Annotated in this window: 17 protein-coding genes and 1 tRNA gene; 15 read left to right on the top strand and 3 right to left on the bottom strand. The window is 38.7% G+C overall.

Going from position 1 to position 24,677, the window contains the following annotated elements:
- The first annotated feature begins 66 nt into the window (after positions 1-66).
- Positions 67-1,038 (top strand): ABC transporter permease, encoded by a 972-nt coding sequence (locus IPO46_01020; protein QQS64278.1) that lies wholly within the window; start codon positions 67-69, stop codon positions 1,036-1,038.
- Between the two features lie 16 nt (positions 1,039-1,054).
- A complete protein-coding gene (locus IPO46_01015) occupies positions 1,055-1,882 on the top strand; it encodes an NAD(P)H-hydrate dehydratase (protein ID QQS63230.1) in 828 nt (275 codons plus the stop codon).
- A gap of 9 nt (positions 1,883-1,891) precedes the next feature.
- Here the strand turns inward: IPO46_01015 and IPO46_01010 are convergent, their stop codons facing one another.
- On the bottom strand, positions 1,892-2,887 hold the full coding sequence (locus IPO46_01010) for a DUF2279 domain-containing protein (GenBank protein QQS63229.1): 996 nt from the start codon (positions 2,885-2,887) through the stop codon (positions 1,892-1,894).
- A gap of 71 nt (positions 2,888-2,958) precedes the next feature.
- Here IPO46_01010 and IPO46_01005 point away from each other — a divergent pair, with 71 nt between their 5' ends.
- Complete coding sequence (locus IPO46_01005; GenBank protein ID QQS63228.1) at positions 2,959-4,680, top strand: phospho-sugar mutase; 1,722 nt, start codon at positions 2,959-2,961, stop codon at positions 4,678-4,680.
- A 77-nt stretch (positions 4,681-4,757) separates the two neighbouring features.
- On the opposite strand, the gene IPO46_01000 is transcribed toward IPO46_01005, so the two are convergent.
- The gene (locus tag IPO46_01000) at positions 4,758-6,917 is read right to left on the bottom strand and encodes a S9 family peptidase (GenBank protein ID QQS63227.1); all 2,160 of its coding nucleotides are present in this window, start codon (positions 6,915-6,917) and stop codon (positions 4,758-4,760) included.
- 120 nt (positions 6,918-7,037) lie between these two features.
- On the opposite strand from IPO46_01000, the gene hutU reads away from it, so the two are divergent.
- Positions 7,038-8,741 (top strand): urocanate hydratase, encoded by a 1,704-nt coding sequence (hutU, locus tag IPO46_00995; GenBank protein ID QQS63226.1) that lies wholly within the window; start codon positions 7,038-7,040, stop codon positions 8,739-8,741.
- Between the two features lie 9 nt (positions 8,742-8,750).
- On the opposite strand, the gene IPO46_00990 is transcribed toward hutU, so the two are convergent.
- On the bottom strand, positions 8,751-9,242 hold the full coding sequence (locus IPO46_00990; protein ID QQS63225.1) for an asparaginase: 492 nt from the start codon (positions 9,240-9,242) through the stop codon (positions 8,751-8,753).
- Between the two features lie 129 nt (positions 9,243-9,371).
- Between IPO46_00990 and IPO46_00985 the strand changes: the two genes are divergently transcribed.
- The 11 genes from IPO46_00985 (at position 9,372) to IPO46_00935 (ending at position 24,671) form a co-directional block, all read left to right on the top strand.
- On the top strand, positions 9,372-9,986 hold the full coding sequence (locus IPO46_00985) for a DUF3347 domain-containing protein (protein ID QQS63224.1): 615 nt from the start codon (positions 9,372-9,374) through the stop codon (positions 9,984-9,986).
- A 47-nt stretch (positions 9,987-10,033) separates the two neighbouring features.
- Entirely contained in the window at positions 10,034-12,388 is a 2,355-nt protein-coding gene (locus tag IPO46_00980; protein ID QQS63223.1) for a TonB-dependent receptor, read from the top strand.
- A gap of 181 nt (positions 12,389-12,569) precedes the next feature.
- The gene (locus tag IPO46_00975) at positions 12,570-16,229 is read left to right on the top strand and encodes a T9SS type A sorting domain-containing protein (GenBank protein QQS63222.1); all 3,660 of its coding nucleotides are present in this window, start codon (positions 12,570-12,572) and stop codon (positions 16,227-16,229) included.
- 52 nt (positions 16,230-16,281) lie between these two features.
- Positions 16,282-16,366: transfer RNA gene (locus IPO46_00970), tRNA-Ser, on the top strand.
- A 75-nt stretch (positions 16,367-16,441) separates the two neighbouring features.
- Positions 16,442-16,729: a GIY-YIG nuclease family protein gene (locus IPO46_00965; protein QQS63221.1), complete on the top strand. Its 288-nt coding sequence runs from the start codon at positions 16,442-16,444 to the stop codon at positions 16,727-16,729.
- A 122-nt stretch (positions 16,730-16,851) separates the two neighbouring features.
- Complete coding sequence (locus IPO46_00960) at positions 16,852-17,031, top strand: GIY-YIG nuclease family protein (protein QQS63220.1); 180 nt, start codon at positions 16,852-16,854, stop codon at positions 17,029-17,031.
- Entirely contained in the window at positions 16,983-17,138 is a 156-nt protein-coding gene (locus tag IPO46_00955; protein ID QQS64430.1) for a hypothetical protein, read from the top strand. Before IPO46_00960 ends, IPO46_00955 begins: the two co-directional genes overlap by 49 nt.
- Positions 17,139-17,260: 122 nt before the next feature.
- Positions 17,261-17,548: a GIY-YIG nuclease family protein gene (locus IPO46_00950; GenBank protein ID QQS63219.1), complete on the top strand. Its 288-nt coding sequence runs from the start codon at positions 17,261-17,263 to the stop codon at positions 17,546-17,548.
- Positions 17,549-17,781: 233 nt separating this feature from the next.
- Positions 17,782-19,776, top strand: coding sequence for an LTA synthase family protein (locus tag IPO46_00945; protein QQS63218.1), 1,995 nt, complete (start codon positions 17,782-17,784; stop codon positions 19,774-19,776).
- A 106-nt stretch (positions 19,777-19,882) separates the two neighbouring features.
- Positions 19,883-20,167 (top strand): hypothetical protein, encoded by a 285-nt coding sequence (locus tag IPO46_00940; GenBank protein ID QQS63217.1) that lies wholly within the window; start codon positions 19,883-19,885, stop codon positions 20,165-20,167.
- Between the two features lie 184 nt (positions 20,168-20,351).
- Positions 20,352-24,671 (top strand): CusA/CzcA family heavy metal efflux RND transporter, encoded by a 4,320-nt coding sequence (locus IPO46_00935; GenBank protein QQS63216.1) that lies wholly within the window; start codon positions 20,352-20,354, stop codon positions 24,669-24,671.
- The last annotated feature ends 6 nt before the right edge of the window (positions 24,672-24,677 follow it).

Below are 24,677 nucleotides of genomic sequence, written 5' to 3'. Positions count from 1 at the left end.
TATATTATTAAACAAACTGGTTATTCCCTTTTCGTTTTGCTGGGAGTTGTAACTCTTGTTTTTATTATGTTCCAGGGCATGGGCGACCCTGCCCGGCTTATCGTTGGCCAATCTGGCGATAAACAAACTTTAGAGAATATACGCAAAGAACTCAACCTCGATAAGCCAAAGTGGCAACAGTTTTTATATTACTTAAAAGATGTTTCGCCGGTATCAGTACACACAAAAGAAGAAATTGTTGCTAAGCAACTCCAGGGCATTTTTATTGGGGGAAAATATAAGCTTGCATTAAAAATCCCTTACTTCTATAAAAGTTATCAAACCAAAAAGGATACAATGGGCATGATAGGAGATGCTTTTACCGGAACGCTGGTGCTGGCTATTACGGCAATGCTATTTGCCTGCTTTTTTGGTATTTTGCTGGGTGTGCTTGCCGCAGTTAAAAAAGGTACCTGGGTAGATAGCGCTACGCTTTTTGGCAGCATTTCAGGCATTAGCGCACCTTCATTTTTTATGGCCATTTTGATGGCTTATGTTTTTGGCATTGTATTGCATCAATATACAGGGCTTCCTTTTACCGGCAGCTTAATGGAAACTGACGAAGTAACCGGTGAAAAATATTTGTCTCTGAAAAACCTTATACTTCCGGCTGTTACGCTGGGTTTAAGGCCTATGTCAATAATTGTGCAATTAACACGAAGCAGTATGCTGGATGTATTGCAACAGGATTATATACGCACTGCTTATGCGAAAGGTTTATCTAAAACAACCATTATTTTTAAACATGCATTACGCAATGCCTTAAACCCGGTAATAACAGCAGTTACCGGTTGGTTTGCAGAATTACTGGCAGGTTCTTTTTTTATTGAATACATTTTTGGCTGGAAAGGGCTTGGCAAACTTACCGTAAATGCATTGGAGAAGCTGGATTACCCTGTTGTGATGGGTTCGGTATTGTTCAGCGCATTTATTTTTATTTGTATCAATATGCTTTCGGATTATTTATACAAAGTTAGCGACCCGAGGGTAAGCACTTAACCAATTTTTTTTTGCTATGGCAACGGAATTAATAAAAAAATTTATTGCGGCATTAGTGAAGCCAAGAAAAGCCAATACTGATAAAACAGATTTTGGCCATGCGTTGCTGATTGCAGGTAATACCGGTAAAATGGGCGCTGCAATACTGGCTGCAAAGGCCTGTGTACGTTGTGGTGCAGGCTTAACTACGGTATGTGTACCACAAAAAGAAGCAGCCATTATTCAAATAGCTGTGCCGGAGGCCATGGTTATTAGCCGAGAAAACCTCCCTGCGGATTTTGAAAAATTTTCATCATTTGGAGTTGGGCCAGGTATGGGTTTTGATAAAGATGAAGAAGAAACGTTTTGCCGTATTTTTTCGGGTAAAACAACAGCTGCGGTGATAGATGCTGATGCAATTAGCATTTTGGCTAAACATAAAGAATACTGGAAAATTTTACCCCGCCAAACAATTTTAACGCCACATGCAGGCGAATTTGACAGGCTGTTTGGTCTGAATAAAAACCGGGAACAAAGGCTGCTAAGAGCCATTAAGTTTACCGAAAGCCAGGACTGTATTATTGTACTAAAAGGCCATGAAACCACCATTGTAAGTAACGGAAAATATTTTATTAATAAAACGGGCAATGCCGGCCTGGCAAAAGGCGGCAGTGGAGATGTACTTACGGGAATGATATCAGCTTTGCTGGCGCAGGCTTACGAGCCTTTAGATGCCGCCTGTATTGCCGTGTACCTGCATGGCAACGCAGCAGATATTACCCTGGGTAAACAATCTTTAGAAAGTATGATGGCAAGTGATGTTATTGAAAATATTGGGGCGGCATTTATTGCACTTAAAAAATAGAGTTGCCGGTTAAAATACCAGCCAGCGCATTTTAAAACTTCCCTTACTGTATTCCAGCGCAGGTGCAGGAAACTTTATTACGTTCAGCGAATTCAGTAAAATACGAATGGCCTTTTTGTTGGTTTTAATTTTTGTAAGATCAATATCCGGCGCTAAATACCATTGCCGGTAACGTTGAATATCGCTACGGTCAAAAATAATATTCCCAAACTTATCTTTGGCAATATTGCTCCTTGCGCCAAACATGCCTTCGGCACCAATGCCTAATGAAACCTGCAACCATGCAGGCAATTTACTTTTTGGGAAAAAACTTTTTGGTGCCACACTTATCCAGTAAGTATATGCATTGTAATCTTTCAGCAAGCGTTCCGGAACATTTTTTCCAAAAATTTTATCGCTCCTGAAGTTTAGGCTTTCGTCTGAATAAATTTTTTTATGAGAAGATAATTTAAGTTGTATGCGTTGCTCGTTCCAGGCAAGCTCCTGCGCTACAAAGGTAGAACTGCCAAGCATATTGGCGCCAAAATCGGCCCAGCTCCATCCCCATTCACTGCTAAAACCATCCAATAACTCAATTACAGTTTGATAAGCAGCGCCACTCATTCCGCCAATCCAAATCCGTTTATTGCGGTCTATGCCTGTCCATCTCCATAGCTCCATATTTACTTTGCTAATGCTGTAAGCGCTCAATACATGGCCTACTTTATCCATTTGCAGCCACTCATCCCAATCGTTAAAAGTATGAAAATGCGATTGCGAATAATCTTTATACCAGGCCTGGTACAGCGCTGCGGTAGTACCTGCATAAACGCCAATGCTGGCAAATGTTAGCAGGCGTACCCTTTGTGGATATAGCTTTGCACTATCTTTATTTTTTGAAATGTAAGCAGTATCCTGGGCAGCGGTGGGTACAAATAAAAACAAAAACAAAATGACGATAAACAGTTTTGAAGCCGAACGGAGCGTCGCCACAACTGCTGAAAATTGCACTACTGCTGGGATCATAAAACAAAAATAACCTGATTGTGGTTATAAGAAACGAATATTCTTATTTTTGAAGGTATAAAACAAGAGATATGAATGCAGAAATCAAGAAAAAAGTTGATCAATGGTTGCATGGCAATTATGATGAAGAAACAAAAAATGCCATAAGAAAATTGCAGGCAGAATATGAAAACGAATTAACAGATGCGTTTTACAAAAACCTGGAGTTTGGTACTGGTGGGCTTCGTGGCATTATGGGTGTGGGTACCAACCGTATGAATAAATATACTGTGGGCATGGCTACACAGGGATATGCCAATTATTTAAAACAATGCTTTGGCAATGATGTGCGTGTAGTAATAGGGCACGACTGCCGCAACAACAGCCGCAGCTTTGCAGAAATTACTGCAAATGTATTTGCAGCAAACGGCATTAAAGTTTATTTATTTGAATCGCTAAGGCCTACGCCAGAAATAAGTTTTGCCATAAGGGAATTAAAATGCCAGGGCGGCGTAGTGTGTACCGCAAGCCATAACCCCAAAGAATATAATGGCTACAAAGCCTACTGGGACGATGGCGCACAAATGGTGCCGCCGCATGACAAAAATGTAATTGCCGAAGTAGAAAAAATACTAAATGTAGCAGATGTACAATGGAACGGCGGCGAAAAAAATATTACCATAATTGGCAAAGAAATGGATGAAAAATACCTTGCCATGGTTAAGGGCCTAAGCATTTATCCTGAAGTATGCAAGGCACAACAGGATTTAAAAATTGTATATACACCCATCCATGGTTCGGGCATAATGCTGGTGCCGCAGGCATTGGCGCAACTGGGTTTTAAAAATGTGCATATTGTAGAAGAGCAAAGCAAACCCGATGGAAATTTTCCTACGGTACAATATCCCAACCCCGAAGAAACGGAAACCATGAGTATCGGTCTAAAAAAAGCCGAGGAACTGAATGCCGATATTTTACTGGGCACCGACCCTGATGCCGACAGGGTAGGAATAGGGTTAAAAAATAACGAAGGAAAATGGATATTGCTCAATGGTAACCAAACCGCACTGCTTGCATTTGCTTATATTATAGAAGCGAGGAAGGCAAAAGGAATTGCCCAACCCAACGACATGGTAATAAAAACCATTGTTACTACTTACATGATTGATGAAGTAGCAAAGAAAAATGAAATTTCATGCTATAATGTGCTCACCGGGTTTAAATGGATTTCCAGCATGATAAAAGCAAAAGAAGGCAAAGAAAATTATGTTGTGGGTGGCGAAGAAAGTTTTGGGTTGATGATTGGCAATCAAATAAGGGACAAAGATTCTGTAAGCGCTGTTGCCCTTATTTGTGAAATGGTGGCTTATGAAAAAAGCAAAGGCCGCAGCATTTTTGATAAACTTATTGACCTATATGTAGAATATGGGTTTTATAAAGAAAGCCTGGTAAATATTGTAAAAAAAGGGATGGATGGCGCCAAAGAAATTGCCAAAATGATGGAAGATTACCGGAAAAACCCACCTAAAAGTTTTATTGGCGCCAACGTAGTTCAATTGCTTGACTTTGAATTACAGCAAGGCAAAAACCTAAGCACCGGTGAAACCTGGAAGCTTGACCTGCCCAAAAGCAATGTGTTGCAATTTGTGCTGGCCGATGGAACCAGGGTTTCGGCAAGGCCGAGTGGCACCGAGCCAAAAATTAAATTTTACTTTAGCGTAAATACAGCATTGCATAATGCAGCAGATTTTAATAAAACCGAAAAACTACTGGACGATAAACTAAATGCACTGGCAAAAGAAATGGGTGTGTAAAATTAGTAATTAGATTTTTGCAATAAAAAAAGCCCTGTTCATTTATAACAGGACTTTTCTTTTTAAGCAGCTTTGTATTATTTAGAAATCCCTTCCAGTGTAAATAAAAACGCATAGTTTAGCGCAATATCTTTCAAATAATCAAACCTGCCGCTTGCGCCACCGTGGCCAAAGTCCATATTGGTATGCAAGAGTAAAATATTATTGCCGGTTTTCATTGTTCTAAGCTTTGCCACCCATTTTGCAGGTTCAAAATATTGCACCTGGCTATCATGCAGCCCTGTTGTTACCAATAAATTGGGATAGGCTTTCTTTTCAATGTTTTCATAAGGGGAGTAGCTTTTAATATAATCGTAAGCCTCCTTATTTTTAGGATTTCCCCATTCGTCAAACTCGTTTGTGGTAAGCGGTATGCTTTCATCCAGCATGGTATTCACCACATCTACAAAAGGAACCTCGGCAATTACGCCATGCCATAAATCAGGCGCCATATTTACCACAGCGCCCATTAATAAACCGCCAGCGCTTCCGCCCTCTGCATACAAATGATTTTTGCCAGTATATTTTTCTTTCACCAAATATTCACCACAGTCAATAAAATCAGTAAAGCTGTTTTTCTTTTTTAGCATTTTTCCATCTTCGTACCATTGCCTGCCCAGTTCCTGACCTCCACGTATGTGAGCAATAGCAAAAGCAAAGCCACGGTTCAATAAACTAAGCCTTGTACTGCTAAAACCGGCATCCATACTTGCTCCATAACTTCCATAACCGTATAAAAGCAGGGGAGAAGTACCATCTTTTTTAAACCCTTTTTTATATACAATTGACAAAGGCACTTTCGATCCATCTTTTGCAGTAACCATTACCCTTTCCGAAACATAATCCTGCGGATTGTACCCACCCACAACTTCTTGTTGCTTCATGAGCTTTTTATCTTTGCTTACCAAATTATAATCATACACAGAAGCAGGCGTAGTAAGTGATGTATACGCATAACGTAAAGTAGTGGAGTTGTAATCAGGATTACCGGAAAAATTTGCCGCATATGCCGCTTCGCCAAAGTCAATATAATATTCGCTATTGACTTTTAAATTTTTTACTCTAAATTTTACCAGTCCATCTTTGCGTTCATTGACTACAATAAAATCTTTAAATTCTTCCACGCCTTGCAGTAGTACATCGGTACGGTGAGGTATATAATCTTTCCAGTTTTCCACGCCGGTTTTATCAAGCGGGCACTCCATGAGTTTAAAATTTTTTGCATCTTTATTGGTGCGTATGAGAAACCTGTCTGCCAGTGGTGTTATATCATACAACACATCTTTTATCCTGGGTTGAAAAGAGGTAAATGGAGCAGTAGGCACCGAAGCATCAATATAAAAAATTTCGGAGGATAAAGTGCCGCCCGAATAAACATAAATATATTTGTAGTTTTTGCTTTTGGATACTCCAATATAATTGGTTTTATCTTTTTCATCATATACCGTTGCATCAGAAGCCGCATCTGTGCCCAATGTGTGGCGTTTTACTTTTTCACCCAAAAGGGTTACCGGGTTGTTACTTGTATAGAAAAATGTTTTATTATCGTTTGCCCAGGTTGGGTCGGCGCTGGTACCTTTAACTACATCAGGCAATATTTGCCCGGTTTCCAGGTTTTTTATATAAATTGTGTATTGCCTGCGGCTTACATCATCTACACCGTAAGCCAGCAGTTTGTTGTCTTCACTCACATCAAAGCCGCCAGCGGAAAAATAAGCGTGGCCTTCAGCCATTTTATCTACATCAAGCAAAACTTCTTCTGCTGCATCAAGGCTGCCTTTTTTGCGGCAGTATTTAAAATATTGCTTTCCTTCTTCAGTTCGGTAATAATAATAATACCCGTTTTTAAATACCGGTACATTTTCATCTTTTTCTTTAATCCTGCTTTTCATTTCGGTAAACAAATCGGCTTGCAATTTTTTGGTACCGCTCATCATGGTATCCAGGTAGGCATTTTCAGCTTTTAAATAATCTACTACGCTGCTGCTATCGGGTCCTTTGCCAAAATAATCATACATCCAGTAATAATTATCCAATACGCTATCTCCATGAATTGTGCGCCAGTGTACTTTTGTTTCAGCAACAGGCGGCTTTACATCTGGCCATTTTACCATTTCTTCGGGATTTTCGTTTTTTTTTGTGTTACAGGCAAATAATAATGATGCTGCAAATAAAGCAACGAGCAATTTTTTTGACATACAACTTGGTTTAGCTTTAAATATAGCATTTTTATACATACAGTTAGTAACAGCTTGATGTATGGCTTAAATTGAATTATTAATGGCCGTCAATTGCTTAATTTTGCCGAAAACGCTTTTATGGACAATTCGGTAAAGCAATACAACCCGGTAAAGTACAAAACGCCTACCGGACATACTTTAAATTGCAAAGGGTGGATACAAGAAGCCGCACTGCGTATGCTATTAAATAATCTTGACCCTGCAGTTGCCGAAAGGCCGGAAGATTTAATCGTTTATGGCGGCAGGGGAAAAGCTGCCCGTAATTTTGAAGCTTTAGATAACATTATTAAAGCATTAAAAATCCTGGAAAATGATGAAAGCTTGCTGATACAAAGCGGTAAACCTGTAGGAATTTTAAAAACGCATAAAGATGCACCAAGGGTATTACTAAGCAATAGCCAGCTTGTACCTAACTGGGCCAATTGGAAACATTTTACCGAGCTGGAGCAAAAAGGATTAATGATGTACGGCCAAATGACGGCAGGTAGCTGGATATACATAGGCAGCCAGGGAATAGTGCAGGGAACTTATGAAACCTATGCTGCCGCAGCCGATAAACAATTTGGTGGATCGCTGAAACATACCCTTAATGTTACCGCCGGGCTTGGCGGAATGGGTGGCGCACAGCCGCTTGCCATTACCATGAATGAAGGTGTAGCGTTAATTGCAGAAGTGGAAGAATGGAGAATTGATAAAAGAATTGAAACCAAATACCTCGATGAAAAATTTACCGATATTGATGAAGCCATTAATGCAGCATTGCATTACAAAGAAAAAGGGATAGCCAAAAGTATTGGCGTTTTATGTAATGCTGTTTTTCTTTTGCAAAAACTAATCGAAAGAAATATTGTTCCGGATACATTAACCGATCAAACCAGTGCACACGACCCATTAATAGGTTATGTGCCGCATACTTTAACCAATGAAGAAGCCAATGTACTAAGAGAGAAAAATCCAGAAGAATATACAAGGTTAAGTTACGAGTCTATGTACCTGCATGTACAACTGATGTTGCAATTGATGGATAAAGGCGCCATTACATTTGATTATGGAAATAATATACGGGCCAGGGCACAAGAGTATGAGCAAAGTAATAGCAGGGCAACCTATCCCAAAGGGCGCTGCTTTGATTTTCCGGGGTTTGTACCGGCATATATACGTCCCTTGTTTTGCGAAGGCAAAGGCCCGTTTCGCTGGGCCGCTTTAAGTGGCGACCCTGCAGATATTGCCGCTACCGATAAAGTAATTACTGAAATGTTTCCGCAAAATAAATCTATGCAGCGCTGGCTAAAACTTGCAAAAGAAAAAATTGCTTTTCAGGGTTTACCTGCAAGAATTTGCTGGCTTGGCCAGGGCGAAAGAGAAAAAGCAGGATTGGCTTTTAATGAACTGGTAAAAACCGGTAAGGTAAAAGCGCCAATAGTAATAGGCCGAGATCATTTAGATACGGGCTCTGTTGCATCTCCCAACCGGGAAACGGAAAGTATGTTAGATGGTAGCGATGCTGTTGCCGACTGGCCTGTTTTAAATGCTTTGGTAAATACCGCAGGCGGAGCAAGTTGGGTATCATTACACCATGGTGGTGGCGTAGGAATGGGTTACAGCATACATGCAGGTATGGTAATTGTTGCCGATGGAACAGCAGATGCGGAGCAAAGAATAAAACGTGTGCTGCGCAACGACCCGGGAATGGGTGTAATAAGGCACGCAGATGCAGGCTATGCTTTAGCTCAGGAAACAGCCAAAGAAAATAATTTAGATTTGAAAAGCAGGTTACTGTAGTTTTTCGTGCTAAGATTTGCTTTCTTCAAAAAAGCCAGTTTGTTTGTTTTTTCTTACATTATCTGCATTAAAAAATCTGCCATTCATAGCAATATAAACGCCTTGCGGAAGGCTTTGGGCAAAAGCAAGTGCGCTCCCTAAATTAAACAAACCGTCGGAACTGCCAAATTTTATGGGGATCATAGCGCCGGTAAGAATAATGGTTTTATCTTTTACCTTATTGGCCAGGAGTTTTGCCGTTTCGGTCATAGTATCGGTGCCGTGGGTAATTACAATATTGTCTTCTTCACAGTTATTGCATTGGTGAATAATTAACTCCCTGTCTTCATTCGTCATTTCCAGGCTGTCCACCATCATAAGTGTTCTTATTTCCACATCCACCCGGTTGCGGCCCATTTCCAGCAAATCGCTCATGTGGGTGTCTTTAAAAAACAATTCACCATTTAACTCATTATATTCTTTATCAAAGGTTCCGCCGGTAATAAAAATTCTAATAGCCATATAAAATTTTATATCCGTAAAGATAAATACAAAAAATACATATCCATAAAATATAAGTTTCAATAGCCTGTTGATACACTAAAATTACAAGTGGGCAATAAGTCATATTTTTGCAAAAATATTTACATTATGAAAAGATTTTTGATACTGCTTGTGTTATTAATAATTGCCCTGGGTATGTATTTTTTTTATGGCAAGAAAAAAGATGATAAAAAAGTAGATACTTCGGAAAAACCCATTAAGCAATCGGTACATTCCCCCAATTTTAATAAGCGTATTGAAAATGCGGTTGACCATTATCTTGCCATGAAAGATGCATTTGTAAATGCCGATACCGCTGCTGTAAAAATGCATGCATCAGATTTTGTACAAGCGCTTGATTCAATAAATGCAGATGAAATGAAAAGCGATTCTGGCGCCGTGGTGGAAACCGCTAAAGCAAGTATTGCCGATATTCAATCCAATATTGTTTCTTTATTAAAGCAAACCGACATTACCGAAATGAGGAAGGACTTTAGCATGGCAACACAAATTATGTACCCGGCCTTTTTCCAATCTATTAATTACGAGGGAAAAAAATTGTATTTGCAGCACTGCCCAATGGCCTTTAACGATACCGAAGGTGCAGACTGGCTGAGCTATTCCGATGAAATAATGAATCCTTACCTTGGAAAAAAACATCCCAAATACAAAGCCGGCATGTTGCATTGCGGCGAAATTAAAGATTCGGTTACTGCCAAATAATTATTTTTTTATTTCCTGTTTTTCCGGCATTCATTTAAATAATGTGCATGCGTAAAATTGTTGTTTTTTTTATTGTTTGCTACATGCAGGCTCCTGCTTTGTATGCGCAAAAGCATACCATTAGCGGTTATGTAAAAGATGCAATATCTGGTGAATCATTAATAGGTGCTACTATTGCTGTTAAGGGCTTATCAAAAGGCATCACAACAAATGCTTACGGATTTTATTCTATTTCTTTTGCTGCAGGCAAGCAGGAGGTTTACTATTCTTATGTAGGATATAAGGCCCAAAATTTTTCTTTTTCATTAACCAGGGATACCTCAATCAATATTTCCCTGTATCCTGTAAAGGCATTAACCGAAGAAGTAGTGGTAGTATCCAAAAAATCGGGCAATGTAAAATCCGCACAAATGGGCAGGGTTACTTTGCCAGTGGATCAACTAAAAACCATTCCTGCTTTTTTGGGTGAGGTAGATATTTTAAAAACCATTCAACTGCTGCCCGGCATAAGGAATGCAGGTGAAGGCACGGCAGGAATATATGTACGGGGTGGCGGAGCAGATCAAAATTTAATTATATTGGATGACGCCGTAGTTTACAATACCGGCCACCTTTTTGGATTTTTTTCCATATTTAATGCCGATGCCATAAAAAATGTAACGCTAATTAAAGGCGGTATGCCTGCCCAATATGGCGGAAGGTTGAGCAGTGTGCTGGATATATCTATGAAGGAAGGCAATAACCAAAAATTGCAGGTAGAAGGTGGCATAGGGTTGGTTGCCAGCCGTTTTTCCATACAAGGCCCTGTAGTAAAAAATAAATCGTCATTTATTTTATCGGCAAGGCGCACTTATGTAGATGCACTGGCAAAACCATTTGTAAAAAAAGAGAGCCAGTTTTATGGATCGGGATATTATTTTTACGATCTCAATGCTAAATTCAATTACCAGTTTAGCGAAAAAGACAGGCTCTATATCAGCGGTTATTTTGGAAGGGATGTATTTGATTTTCGCAATGCAAAACTAAGTTTTAAAGTAAATATACCCTGGGGAAATGCTACCGGAACCCTGCGCTGGAACCATGTTTTCAACAATAAACTGTTTGCCAATACTACTTTGGTTTATAACGATTATAATTTTAAATTTTCCGGAGCGCAAAACGATTTTGAAGTAAAACTAAATTCGGGCATCAGGGACATAAATGCCAAAACCGATTTTGATTTTTACCCGGCATCTAACCACAAGCTAAAATTTGGAGCCCTTTATACTTATCATAAATTTACCCCTTCGGTAGTAAGTGGCAGGCAGGATTCGGTAGTATTTAATCCTTTAAATGCACAGGTAAAATTTGCACACGAAGCCGCATTATATGTACAGGACGATTGGGACATAAACTCCAAAATAAGGGTGCATCTGGGCTTGCGATATAGCTTTTTTCAACAAATTGGGCCTTATAAAATTTATACTACAGATGATGATGGTAACCGCACCGACAGTACAGTATTTGGTAATGGCAAAAAAATTATAACTTATACTGGATTGGAACCAAGGTTTACATTAAGGCACAGCCTTAATGAAGCCACATCCTTAAAAGCATCGGTAACAAGGAACCTGCAATTTATTCACCTGGTGAGCAATGCAGGCACTACTTTACCCACAGATATTTGGGTGCCCAGTACCTATTTGGTAAAGCCACAAATATCCTGGTTATATGCTGCTGGCATATATAAAAATTTCAAAAACGGCACTTATGAAACTTCTGTAGAGTTGTATTATAAGCAAATGCAAAACCAAATAGAATATAGAGAAGGTTATACACCCAGTACTTTAAGAGATACTGAAGAAGATTTTACTTTTGGAAAGGGTTGGAGTTATGGCACTGAGTTTTTTGTAAATAAATTAAAAGGCAAACTCACCGGATGGATAGGCTATACCCTAAGCCAAACCTGGAGAAAATTTCCGGAACTAAATGATGGCCAAAAATTTCCGGCTAAATTTGACAGGAGGCATGACTTAAGTGTAGTGGCCATGTATGAACTCAATGCAAAATGGAAGCTCTCGGCAACTTTTGTTTATGGTACCGGAAATGCATTTACACTACCGGTTAATTTTTATATTTATGATGGCATTTTAACGCAGGAGTACAGTAAAATAAACCAATACCGTTTACCAGCATACCACCGGCTGGATTTTGCGGCAATATTAACTCCACTTAAAAATAAAAACCGCAAATGGCAATCGCAGTGGGTTTTTGGCGCTTATAACATATATAGCAGAAAAAACCCTTATTTCATCTATTTCGACCAAACCGGCAGCCCATACAACGGAAGCCTGAAAATACAGGGAAAACAAGTTTCTATATTTCCCATAATTCCGTCTGTTACCTGGAATTTCAGGTTTTAAAATTAGCCGGATGTAGCCGCTATTCGGCCAACTTGTAGTTGTTTTATTACAAATTAAATTTTGCCTAACCCGGTTATAATAAAGCCCCTACATCTACCGTTAGCATATCGTATAATAGGCAATTTACCCCTGCTTTTTATGCTAACCGAAAGCAATTATTTGTTTCATCCAATTAGCTACTATGAACAAACTCTACAAACAACTGCTTGCAATGTTGTGTTTTGGTTTTTTGTGGAATACCGCATTAAGCCAGGATTGCTCCCTTTTGCAAGCCTTCTGCAAGCCATTTGAATCGAGATGTGCTGCTACAGGCTCAATAAAAATAAGGGCGATGGGAGGCAGCGGTGATTATAAGTACAAGGTTTCCGGAACTATTAATACCAACTATACTACCACCGATTCAATTACAGGTTTGCCAGCCGGTACTTATACCGTTTATGTAACCGATATTAATACCAACTGTACCGATTCTATTTTACGTGTTGTTGTTCCGGGCTCATACCTCGATCCACGCTTTAGCATCAGGAAAAAAGATGTAACCTGCGATAATGCAGCAAATGGGGCAATTTTTTTAGATAGTATTGCCAATGGCCGGGCGCCTTTTTCATTTTCAATAGTTGCCCCTTCTCCAATGGGTGTAGGCACTACTAACAGTACTGGTAATTTTACCAACCTTATTGCAGGTAATTACACTATTGAACTAAGAGATTCCTGTGGAGGTATTCAAACCCGGCAAATTACCATCAATAATTATGAGTGGTGGATTGAAGCCTATCCCTTTACCCGGACTTCATGCACCGAAGTAACAGGCTACATTCTCGTAAGGGATATTTTGGGCAACAATAATATAACTGGCGAACTCCAAAATTTTACTTATGGTGTTGTATTGGCTCCAGGAGATACTACCTGGCAAACAACTCCATATTTTACCTTTACACTACCTCCCGACGGTACCTTTGATATTGTTGTAAAAGACAATTGTGGAATTATTAAAAACGGTACGGTTCATCTTAATTCTTATCCAAGCCTGGGGCAACAAGTAGCATTAAGCAATTTTACCTGTGGTACATTTACTGCTTCGGTAACCAATATCGTTAATTTTTTTGGCGCAAATTTTTGCCTTTATGATACAGCCAATAATTTACTAAGCTGCAACAGCACAGGCGTATTTGATTTATTGCCCTATGGCACTTATTGCATACAGGCCTATGATTCATGTACTGATTCTACCCTTATCAGGTGCTTTACTGCTTCGCCACCATTATCGTCTGTTGACCAGGCAGTAGATATCAGTAACCTGGCCTGCTCTACATTTACGGCAACTATTACCGGCCAGTTAAATATATATAACCCCCAGTATTGTATCTATACTCCTGCAGACTCATTGCTGGCCTGCAACAATACTGGAGTTTTTGCTGACTTACCGTATGGAAATTATTGTATCAAAATAAAAGATTCATGTACCGATACCACAATTACACGTTGCTTTGAAGCCATACAGCCTATGCCAACACTGGGTGGTTTTACCACACATTATTTAACTTGTAATATGGTAACGCTTACGGTAAATGGCGATTCGGTGTACAACCCTTTATTTTGCCTTTATGATAGCGTAGGTACTTTAATTACCTGCAATGCAACAGGAATTTTTGACAGCATACCTATTGGTAATTATTGCGTAACCATGCATGATGAATGCCGGGATACAACATTAACGGTTTGCGAAAACATTCCTGCACCGGTTATTACCAACGACCTAGCTCTTGATGTAAGAGACCGTACTTGTAACAGTTTTACTTTAACGGCATTTAGCAGCAATGGCGTAGGAGAGTATTGCCTCTATAATTCTTTAGATAGCCTTATTGCATGCGACTCCAGTGGCATTTTTACCGGGTTATCTTATGGCCAGTATTGTGTAACTGTAAGAAATAATTGCCCCGATACATTGTTCCGCTCTTGCATAAGTGTAGATCAACTTGTGCCTTTATTAGATTGGGAAATAAATACAAGCAATTTTACCTGTACACGTTTTACAGCAAGGGTAACCAACCTTCAAAATTATACCAACCCTACATTTTGCCTGTATAATGCATCCAATGTGTTAATGTCCTGCAACACTACTGGTGTATTTGCCAATTTGACTTATGGTAATTATTGTATAACGGTAAAAGATGCCTGCTTTGATAGCATTGTAAAAAAATGCTTTTACCAGCCTAAACAACCCATTGAAATAACCGGTTACCCTTCCAAATCATGTGCTTTGGGATATGCTAATTTTCAATTAAGTTTTACAGGAACCACCATGCCTTATCATTTAGTAATATATAACCCCGATCATACTACATTATTTACTGCAACCTACAATAGCAGTAGTGCCTATATTGACAGTATCCCCGGCTTACCGGATAGTTTAATGTATACCATTGTGGTATCGGATAATTGTGGTGGAGCAGATACATTATTAATGGCCGCACCATTTGGGCAATTTAGCAGGAGTTATACCGTACAAAATAAATGCCCGGGTGCATCATGGGTAAATGGCTCTGGAGATATACATGGTTCTATAATTACCAATATGGGATCCATCAGTAGTACCATTATTGCCCGAAACGGCACCTATTTTTGGCCGGGTATTTTACCAACAAGCAATAATGGAGTACAGGTAGAATTCACAGACCTTGAACCTGGTACTTATATTATCAGAAGCAGTGAAAACCTCTGTGGCTGGAGTTATTTTGATACGGTAAACATTCATCCCTATCAATTCCCATCGCTGGCAAACGGCCAGGCTTTTCAATGCGATATTGGAGGTTTTAGTATTTCGGCACAAGTACATAATGGTATTGGGCCATTTATGTATGAAATAATAGGCAGTACTCCATCTATACCTTCAATAATTACGGCACCGCAGGCAAGCCCTGTGTTTACCATCAATAATGGCAATATGTATTCATTAATAAGGCTAAGAGTTGTAGATGCCTGCGGTAATGCTTCACTTGGAGATGGCAGTATTTTACCACTTGCTTTAAATGGAATTGTGGCTAATAATAACTGCCTGATGGAGCCTACAACTTTATCTGTGGATTATATTTATGGCGCATCTTACCGATGGTATAAAAAACAAACTATTGATGCAATAGACAGTACTTTTTTAGGTATTGCCAACCATATTAATATTCCCCAGGTGATGATTGGTGATACTGGAATTTATGTTTGCTACCTTTCTATAAACAATGGGTGTATTGAACGTACCTACACGTATAACCTTGTAGGAGATTGCTATATGATACTACCATTAAAGCTGGCATCATTTACCGGAAGAAGAGAAAGCAGCATAAATAATTTATATTGGAAAACGCTTTCGGAAACAAACCTGTTGCATTTTATTATTGAAAGAAAAAATTCAATTGGTGCTTACCAGCCCGTAGGAAGGGTTGCTGCAATTGGCAACTCCAACCAGCTATTGAGTTACACTTTTAAAGATAAATCGCCGCTTGCAGGAAGGAATTTTTACCGCCTTAAAATGGTAGATTTAGATGGCAGGTTTAGCTATAGTAACATAGTATCACTGGCCACTGAGCAGCAAAGGGAAATATTTGTATACCCCAACCCAGCCAAAGATTTTATCAATATTAGCTTTAATATAAAAGAAAACCGCAGTTATGCCATTAAATGCTTTGATGCCACAGGCCGCATGGTTACAGAACAGAAATATACGGCTGCAGCGGGCAACCAACTGCAAATTAAACGAACCAATACCATACAGCCCGGAATTTATCTATTACATATAAGAGATGAGGCAACGGGCCATATATTTACAGAAAGAATAATATTTTTATAACAGAAAATGAAAAAGGTTTTGTAGAAAAACTTTCAAACCTTACTTTTGCGGCGGAGAGATGGCAGAGCGGTCGAATGCGGCGGTCTTGAAAACCGTTGAGGTGAAAGCCTCCGGGGGTTCGAATCCCTCTCTCTCCGCTGGATGGCATTTTAAAACAATTTAAGAAACCCGAAATCGTAATGATTTTGGGTTTTTTATTTCAAACTATTTTAATGGCATTTTATGTTTACATATTGCAAAGCGATGTTGACAGCAGCTATTACAAAGGATACTCTGAAAACCCTTCGCTTCGGCTAATTTTCCATAATAATGGTTTGAGTAAGTATACCTCAAAAAAAATGCCATGGAAACTGGTTTGTATAATATCTTTTACCACAAAAAAAGAAGCGCTAAGCGCCGAAAAACGCTATAAAAAATATCCATTAAAAAGCCTGGTAGCTGTAATTAATAGCGAAAAGAATATTGTACCTCACTATTTAAAAGGAATTGAAAACCGTTGATCCCGACACTGTGTCGGGATCCGGGGGTTCGAATCCCTCTCTCTCCGCTGGATGGCATTTTAAAACAATTTAAGAAACCCGAAATCGTAATGATTTTGGGTTTTTTATTTCAAACTATTTTAATGGCATTTTATGTTTACATATTGCAAAGCGATGTTGACAGCAGCTATTACAAAGGATACTCTGAAAACCCTTCGCTTCGGCTAATTTTCCATAATAATGGTTTGAGTAAGTATACCTCAAAAAAAATGCCATGGAAACTGGTTTGTATAATATCTTTTACCACAAAAAAGAAGCGTTAAGCGCCGAAAAACGCTATAAAAAATATCCATTAAAAAGCCTGGTAGCTGTAATTAATAGCGAAAAGAATATTGTACCTCACTATTTAAAAGGAATTGAAAACCGTTGATCCCGACACTGTGTCGGGATCCGGGGGTTCGAATCCCTCTCTCTCCGCTGGATGGCATTTTAAAACAATTTAAGAAACCCGAAATCGTAATGATTTTGGGGTTTTTATTTCAAACTATTTTAATGGTATTTTATGTTTACATATTGCAAAGCGATGTTGACAGCAGCTATTACAAAGGATACTCTGAAAACCCTTCGCTTCGGCTAATTTTCCATAATAATGGTTTGAGTAAGTATACCTCAAAAAAAATGCCATGGAAACTGGTTTGTATAATATCCTTTACCACAAAAAAAGAAGCGCTAAGCGCCGAAAAACGCTATAAAAAATATCCATTAAAAAGCCTGGTAGCTGTAATTAATAGCGAAAAGAATATTGTACTTCACTATTTAAAAGGAATTGAAAACCGTTGATCCCGACACTGTGTCGGGATCCGGGGGTTCGAATCCCTCTCTCTCCGCCGGATGGCATTTTATTCCAACTTTTTGGTGGATTTTTTTTTAGGCATCAGGTGATTTTGCCTGCCCCTTAGTGGGTTATAGTTTAATTCAAAAAAATAGAATACAAATCAAATTTGAAATAACCATAAAATTAATCTTTTCCCTTTCACAAATAATCTCTAATTTGATGGGCAATTTTTAAGTAAATGAAAGTATTCATCAAAAACACTAACAATGCCCAAATCCTAAGTAAATTATTCTCCGGACGTTTTTCGGCATTATTTGCAACGCTTGGCCTGTATCTATTTTTGTCTTTTTTTCTAAGGGTTATTTATTTTATTTGGTTTTTTAAAAATATAGATTTCAACTTCCTGCAAATTCTTAAGTCATTTTGTTTGGGTTTTGCTTTTGACTTTACTGCAGGCTTATGTTTCCTTTTTTTATATGCTTTATATTTATTGCTGCTTCCCAAAAAATGGATAGGTTCATTATTTGATAGGGTTTTCAACTTTAGCTACCTGGCTTTAGCGCTCTTTATTATTTTTTTTAGTATAGCCGCCGAATTCCCGTTTTGGGACGAGTTTGGCGTAAGGTTTAATTTTATAGCTGTGGATTATCTGGTTTACACTTATGAAGTATTAGAAAACATCAACCAGTCTTATCCCATTCCATTAATCATTTTTATTTTATTGATTTTAATTGTATTCACCTTAATTGCTTTTAAAAAATTCAGAATTTTTAACAATACTTTTTCTGACAAAACCCCTTTACGGTTACGGGCTGCTTATACAATCCCTTTACTGGCAATAAATTTTTTGCTATTACTTTTTTTAGAAAACAAGCAGGCAGAAACCGGTAATAACCTTGCGCTAAATGAAATTGGCAAGAACGGCGTTTTTTCTTTTTTTGCAGCCTTTAGGGCCAACGAACTGGATTATAAAAATTTTTATCCTACCATAAATGATAGCGTTGCCTATGCTAGAATTAAAAAAGGAATTTTACAAAAAAATCAAAACTACACTTCATTAGAGTGGAATAATATTACCCGAAATACAGTTGGATCAAATGCTTACAATCCCAATATTATTCTTATTACTATAGAAAGTTTTAGCGCAGATTTTTTAAAATATTTTGGCAATAAAAATCAGCTTACACCTAATTTTGACAGCCTTGAAAACAGTAGCTTGTTTTTTACCAATATGTATGCAACAGGCACAAGAACGGTAAGGGGCATGGAAGCACTCACACTTTGTGTTCCGCCAACACCCGGAAATAGCATTGTGAGGAGGCCCGCAAACAAAGGGCTCTTTTCTATAGCCACGGTGCTAAAGCAAAAAAATTACCAGCTTTATTTTATCTATGGTGGCGATGGCTACTTTGATAATATGAATAATTTTTTTAGCGGCCAGGGTTTTACTATTGTTGACAGAAACCGCAACAACCCACTTACCGAAAAACTACCCACACACCGGTATAATATACCCAACAATGAAGTAAGTTTTGAAAACGCCTGGGGCATTAGTGATGAAGATGCTTATAATCAATCATTAAAATATGCGGATAGCTGCCATAAAAGCGGGAAATCTTTTTTTCAGTTTATCATGACAACTTCTAATCATAAACCCTATACATTTCCTTCAGAAAAAATTGATTTAGTACAGGGTACAAGAAATGCAGCAGTTAAATACACCGACTATGCTTTGGGTAAATATATTGCCCGTGCAAAAACGCAACCCTGGTTTAATAATACTGTATTTGTAATTGTAGCAGATCATTGTGCAAGCAGTGCCGGCAAATGGGAAATAAATATTGACAAGCACCATATACCTGCTCTTATTTACAACCTTCCTGTTCCTCCACAATTTATCAAAACCCTGGCTTCTCAAATTGATCTTATGCCCACTTTATTTGGTTATTTAAACTGGAACTATAATAGTTCTTTTTACGGCGAAGACTTAAACCAGCTAAAGCCCGGAAATGAGAAGGCTTTTATTGGTAACTACAGGACTTTGGGAATGCTCAGTAATAATATTTTCACCCAATTGGATGACCGAAAAAGAGTAAAGCAATTTATCTATTCAGCAAAAGAGAATAAATTAACGGAACTAAAAACCCAAAACAAGGAATTAGCTACCCAAACCATCTCTTATTACCAAACGGCAAGTGAACGCTTCAAAAATGGCAAAATGAAAGAAAAGTAATGGTTTAAAAGTATTGCAACCTTGTGGCAATCTTCCATTATTAAAACCCTGATTTTATATTTATCTTTACGGCGTGAAAATATTTTTTCTCTTATTTAGTTTCTTTATGCTCTTTATTTCCTGCATGCCCTGTGGCGACAGCATGGAATGTAATAGCTATCCGGAGCAAAAAATATCTTCCTCAGCAGACCATCAAAACCACAACCACGGCGTTGAAGCCTGTTCCCCTTTTTGCTCCTGTTCCTGTTGTGCTGTTTCAATTGTTCCTGCAACATTTTTCAAATTTCAGGCGCATAAGTTTAACTGGCGCTTTAATAAATACCCACTAATTAATTTTAGTATTAAGTCAAGTATTTCTCCTGCTATCTGGCAACCTCCCAGGTTATCTTAATTGGTTTCTCCCAGTTTAATGTGCTGCATTTATAAATAATGCACACAAATTTCAATTTTCGTTTTCAGAAAAGGAAAAGTATCCAAAAAATATTAACCGAACAACTTTAGCAAGTATATAAAATCCAATAAGCTACAGGTAGCTGTGGAAATTAAAAGATCGGCCATCAATTAGAAAAAGAAATATGCTCAATAAAATTATTCAATTTAGTATCCGGCAAAAGCTCATTATTGGGTTAATGACCATTGCGCTCATCATTTGGGGGATTTGGAGTGCAAATAAAATTCCGGTAGATGCCGTGCCGGATATTACCAATAACCAGGTGCAGGTGATTACTATTACCCCAACACTTGCCGCACAGGAAACGGAGCAACTCGTAACCTATCCTATAGAACAAAGCCTTGCCAACCTTCCAGGCCTGGAAGAATTGCGTTCCATTTCCAGGTTTGGCCTTTCGGTAATTACCGTTGTATTTAACGACGATGTGAACATTTATTTTGCCCGTCAGTTAATCAACGAAAAATTAAAAGAGGCCGAAGATAAAATCCCTAAAAGCTTTGGTACACCTGAGCTGGCGCCGGTTAGTACGGGCTTAGGCGAAATTTATCAGTACGTTATTCATCCCAAAAAAGGAGCGGAGCAAAAATACTCTGCAATGGATTTACGCACCATGCAGGACTGGATAGTAACCCGGCAACTTTACGGCACACCGGGAGTTGCTGAAGTAAACAGCTTCGGCGGCCTGCTAAAGCAATACGAGGTTTCTGTAAACCCCAATAGGCTAAAAGCCATGAATACCACTATTGCCGAAATTTTTTTGGCGCTGCAAAAAAATAATGAAAATACCGGCGGCGCATATATTGATAAAAAACCCAACGCCTATTTTATACGGGGTATTGGCCTCATGGGTTCCATGGATGACATCAACAATACTACCATAAAAAAGGTAAACAATATTCCCGTATTGATAAGAGATGTTGCCGAAGTTAATTTTGGCCATGCGGTTAGATATGGCTCGGTAACTTATAACGGAGAAAAGGAAGTAGTGGGAGGAATGGTGATGATGCTAAAAGGGGCAAACAGCGACGAAGTAATTAAAAATGTAAAGGCTAAAATTGAAAATATTAAAAAAATATTGCCGGATGACGTGGAAATTGAACCCTTCCTTGACCGTACTAACCTGGTAAGCCGTGCTATTAATACCGTAAAAACAAACCTGCTGGAAGCTGCATTAATTGTAATTTTTGTATTGATCATTTTCCTGGGCAACCTCCGGGCAGGATTGATTGTAGCGTCTGCAATTCCGCTTTCCATGCTTTTTGCATTGGGCATGATGCGGCTTTTTGGCGTAAGTGCAAACCTTATGAGCCTTGGCGCTATTGATTTTGGGCTTATAGTAGATGGAGCCGTTATTGTAGTGGAAGCTACCTTACATTACTTAGCCATTAAAAATATTTCTGGTAAATACACACAGCAGCAAATGGATGCAGCAGTAGAAGGCAGCGCCAAAAAAATGATGAATGCTGCTGTTTTTGGCCAAATAATCATTCTCATCGTTTATCTGCCTATTCTTTCGCTGCAAGGTATTGAAGGTAAAATGTTCAGGCCAATGGCGCAAACGGTGAGTTTTGCTATTATTGGGGCATTAATACTTTCTCTTACTTACATTCCCATGATGTCTGCATTGTTCTTATCTAAAAAACCAATACAAAAGAATAATATTTCTGACAAAGTGATGGCATATATTCAAAAAATGTACCTGCCATTACTACATTGGTCATTGAAAATGAAATACATCGTTGTATCATTTGCTATTATTTTATTAGCCATTGCCGCATTAATCTTTTCCAGGATGGGTGGTGAATTTATTCCCCAATTGCAGGAAGGCGACTATGCTTTTCACTGCATCCTTCCGCAGGGAACATCATTAACTCAAAGTGTAGAAACATCTATGCAGGCCAGCCGCATAATAAAATCTTTTCCCGAAGTAAAAATGCTTGTAGGCAAAACGGGAAGCGCCGAAGTACCTACAGACCCAATGCCACCTGAAGCATCAGACCTCATAGTAGTATTAAAGCCCAAAAACGAATGGAAAACAACCAATGATTATAACAAACTGGCAGCATTAATGCTGGAAAAGCTTGAAGTAATCCCTGGAGTATTTTTTGAAGCATCGCAACCCATACAAATGCGCTTCAACGAACTCATGACCGGTGTAAGGCAGGATGTTGCCGTAAAAATATTTGGAGAAAATACAGATACGCTGGCACAGTTGGCTCCAAAAGTTGCCAAAATCATTCATTCGGTAAAAGGAATTTCGGAACCACAGGTTGAAAAAACAAACGGGCTCCCTCAAATTACCGTTCAATACGACAGGGCAAAGATTGCAGGTTACGGATTGAATATTGAAGATATCAATCACACTATAAGCACCGCATTTGCCGGAGAAGCCGCAGGCGTAATTTATGAGAATGAAAGAAAATTTGATTTGGTGGTAAGATTAGACAGCGCCAGCAGAACATCGATTGATGATGTAAGCAATTTATTTATTGCCACCAACGATAACAACCAGGTTCCGCTTTCGCAGGTGGCCAATATCCGTTTCCAGGAAGGGCCTGCTCAAATAAGCAGGGAAGAAGGCAAGAGAAGAGTAGTGATAGGTTTTAATGTAAAAAACAGGGATGTTTCAAGTGTAGTAAAAGAAATTCAGGATAAATTAACTAAAGCAAAATTATTGCCTACTGGTTATTATTTTTCCTACGGCGGCACTTTTGAAAACTTAAGGGAAGCATCAGCAAGGTTACAAATTGCTTTTCCGGTTGCATTGGCTTTAATTTTTATATTATTATTTTTCACTTTTAGTTCTGTAAAAGAAACTTTGTTGATTTTTACCGCAATTCCCATGAGCGCCATTGGAGGTGTATTTGCATTATTATTGAGAGGTATGCCTTTTAGTATTTCGGCAGGCGTAGGGTTTATTGCCCTTTTTGGCGTAGCGGTTTTAAATGGCATTGTATTAATCAGCACTTTTAACCAATTGGAAAAAGATGGTATTAAGGATATTTTGCAAAGAGTAATTGAAGGAACAAAATCCCGCCTTCGCCCTGTACTCATGACGGCTACTGTTGCTTCCCTTGGTTTTATTCCTATGGCTTTTTCAACTGGGGCAGGAGCAGAAGTTCAAAAACCGCTGGCTACTGTTGTAATTGGCGGTTTGTTGTCGGCTACATTTCTTACACTTGTGGTATTGCCTTTGCTTTACTTAATGTTCTCCGGTAAAAGCAAAATTAATTTGAAATCTGCTACTGCAATTAGTACAACTGCCTTATTAATGTTGTTTGCAAATTCGCTTCAGGCACAACAGCAACCTAGCAAAAGAGTTAGCAAAGATGAAGCAATGATAATGGCCAAAAAAAATAGCAGGTACGAAATAAATAACCTTCAGCTCAATAAAAACAGGGCGCAAATTAAAACGGCAAATATGTTGCCTAAAACAGGTTTTTTTGCAGAGAACGAAGATTTTCAACCAGGCGATAAAACAGGGATATTAAAAATAGGTGTTTCACAATCTGTATCATGGCCGGGCCTGTATAAAGCACAAAAAAACCTTTACCAGCAACAGCTAAATTATTACCAGCTTGGCAATGCGGTTATAGAAGCAGATATAAAAAAATTGGTGCACAAAGCCTATTACCAGCTATGGTTTTTGCAGGATAAGCAACAATTGTTTTGGCGCCTGGATAGTATTTATACCTCGCTAAGGGTTGCCGCTATACTTAAAGTTAAAACCGGCAACAGTCCCGGCTTAGACAGTATTTCGGCCAATGTAAAAATGAAAGAATTGCAAGCCCTTTTGCAACAGTTGGATAAGGAAATGCTTATACAGCAACAGGAATTAAAACTATTGCTGCACGTAGACGAATTAATATTGCCCCTGCAATTACCTTTAGAAAAAATTGAATTTCTTTCAATATCCGAGAGCAGCATACACCCGGTTTTGGCACAGCAAGCGCAGAACATTGCAATTGCCAATGCCGGGATAACTGTGGCAAAAAATGAAAACAGGCCCGAATTTTCCGGCAGGTTTTTTTCGCAGAAATTATGGGGCGCAAAAAACCCGTTCAGCGGGTTTTCCTTTACAGCAGCTTTCCCATTATTTGCTGTTAAGGCTGCTCAAAACAAAGTAAAAGTAGCTAATGCAGAAATGGCATTTCAGCAAAAGCAATACGAATTCGAAAGCCAGGTTCTCTTTTTCCAGGAAAAACAATTGCAACAGGAAGTAGAAAAAAACCTCAGCCTGCTTTCCTTTTACGAAAATCCGGGTTTAAGGCAGGCAAATGAAATCATTAAGGCAGCTTCACTTGCTTACAGGTCAGGTGAAATTAGCTTTGCCGATTTATCTCAATTTCTAGCCCAGGCTATTGAAATACAAAAAAATTATCTGGAAAGTTTAAACGCATATAACCAATCCGTAATTCAGTATAACTATTATATCAACAAATAAAATTTA

The organism is Chitinophagaceae bacterium (genome assembly GCA_016699815.1).
Classification (GTDB): domain Bacteria; phylum Bacteroidota; class Bacteroidia; order Chitinophagales; family Chitinophagaceae; genus Ferruginibacter.
This window is presented reverse-complemented; position numbering and strand designations above follow the sequence as displayed.